At 70.8% G+C, this 1,889-nt stretch carries 3 protein-coding genes; 2 read left to right on the top strand and 1 reads right to left on the bottom strand.

The annotated features are described in order from the left end of the window. Positions 1–663: FAD-dependent monooxygenase (locus tag DBR34_RS04270; RefSeq protein ID WP_181393894.1), on the bottom strand; the 663-nt coding region annotated here is incomplete at its 3' end. Positions 664–757: 94 nt separating this feature from the next. Between DBR34_RS04270 and DBR34_RS04275 the strand changes: the two genes are divergently transcribed. Beyond that, positions 758–1,342, top strand: coding sequence for a hypothetical protein (locus DBR34_RS04275; RefSeq protein WP_128095848.1), 585 nt, complete (start codon positions 758–760; stop codon positions 1,340–1,342). Between the two features lie 13 nt (positions 1,343–1,355). Continuing rightward, the coding region (locus tag DBR34_RS04280) for a cob(I)yrinic acid a,c-diamide adenosyltransferase (protein WP_128095849.1) at positions 1,356–1,889 on the top strand (534 nt) is incomplete at its 3' end.

Genomic DNA, 1,889 nt, shown 5'->3' on the forward strand with positions numbered 1-1,889 from the left:
GTCGCCGCGCGGCAACAGCGCGGTGGGACCGGTGTCGGTGAAGCGCTCATAGGCCGTCCCGTCCGGCGCACGCGCGCCACGCACCCGCGACACGAACAGGGTCTGCTCGAAGTCGTGCTCGTCCACGCCGATGCCCAGCGCCTCGCGCACGCCACTGCGGGTGCCGTCGGCGCCCACCACCAGCCGCGCGAGCAGGCAGCGCTCGCCGCTGTCGTCGGCGATGAACACCTGGCGGTACCCGTCGACGGTAGCGCCCAGCCGCACGAAGCGCGCCGGGCGGTAACGGGTAAGGTGCGACAGCCCCTGCAGGCAGGTTTCCAGCGCGCTGCCGAAATCACGCGCCACCACCACCTGGCCGAACCACGGCCGCTGGTACTGCGCGGCGTCCATCTGCACCCGGCCGAAATCGCCGGCGCGGCTGACATGGATGCGGGTGATCGCGCCGGGCGCGGTGCCCAGCCGCTGCATCACGCCCAACGCGGTGAGGGCGTTGACCGTGGCCGCGGCGAAGCTGAGGTTGCGCTGGTCGAACACCGTCGGCAGGTTTCCGGCCGGGGTGGCCTCGACCAGCCCGACGTCGCGCCCGGCGCGGTCCAGCGCAATGGCCAGGCTGGCACCCACCAGCCCGCCGCCCACGATCACTACGTCATGTCGTTCACTCATGCCGCCATGATAAGCGCTGGGCCGTTCCCGGCGCGTGCGGCGGCCTGCCGCAGCAGGCGCTAGAATGAATGCCTGACCCTTTCCCGTGGCTGCCATGTCCACCACCGCCCAACGCGCCTTCGTCCTGTCCGTGCTCGTACTGCTGATGGCCGCCACCCGGGTCAATCACTTCATGGCGATCCCGGATGCCTCCTGGGCCGTGTTCTTCATCGGCGGGTTCTACCTGCGCAGCTGGACCCGCTGGGCGTTCCCGCTGTTGATGGCGCTGGCCATCGTGATCGACATCCTGGTGATCCGCAGCAGCGGCCAGCAGTACCTGCAGCATTACTGCGTCTCGCCCGGCACCTGGATGCTGCTGCCGGCGTACTTCTCCATGTGGGCCGGCGGCATGCTGCTGCGCCAGGGGTACCACGGCGCCCAGTGGCTCACGCTGGGCAAGGCGGCCCTGCTGCTGGTGGCCGCGGTAGCGGTCTGCCACCTGTTCGCGCAGGGCGGGTTCTACTGGAGCAGCGACATGGTGCCCAACCCGACCGTGGCCGGCTGGCTGAAGAACTACGCCGACTGGTTCGTGCCCTACCTGCGCACCGCCGCGATCTATGTCGGCCTGGCCGCCGCGCTGCAGCTGACCACCGAACAGGTCGTGAAGCTGCTGCAGGCGCGCCACGACGTCCTGCGCTGAGCGGCCGGCACGCATGGGCAACCGGCTTTCGCGCATCTATACCCGCACCGGCGATGACGGCAGCACCGGGCTCGGCGACGGCAGCCGGGTGCCCAAGGATGCCCAGCGGGTCAACGCCTACGGCACCGTCGACGAGGCCAACTCGGCCCTGGGTGTGCTGCTGGCCGTGCCCCTGCCCGACGACGTACGGGCGCTGCTGACCACCGTGCAGCACCAGCTGTTCGACCTGGGCGGGGAGCTGTGCATTCCCGGCCACGCCGCCATCCAGGCCGCCGACATCGACGCACTGGAGCGCCAGCTCGACCATTACAACGCCGACCTGCCGGCCTTGAAGGACTTCATCCTGCCGGCCGGCGGCGAGGCCGCCGCCCGCTGCCACCTGGCCCGCACCATCGTGCGCCGGGCCGAGCGCGAAACGGTGACCCTGGCGCGCCTGGAACCGGTGCGCGCCGAAGCCATCGGCTACCTCAACCGCCTTTCCGACCTGTTGTTCGTGCTGGCCCGGGTGCTGGCCCGCGCCGACGGGCACGGCGAAGTGGTGTGGCGG

Source organism: Stenotrophomonas sp. HMWF003 (assembly GCF_003061285.1).
Classification (GTDB): Bacteria; Pseudomonadota; Gammaproteobacteria; order Xanthomonadales; family Xanthomonadaceae; genus Stenotrophomonas; species Stenotrophomonas maltophilia_AP.

Coding starts and splice junctions, on each gene's coding strand:
- DBR34_RS04275 (WP_128095848.1), top strand. CDS start 758: ATGTCCACCACCGCCCAACGCGCCTTCGTCCTGTCCGTGCTCGTACTG.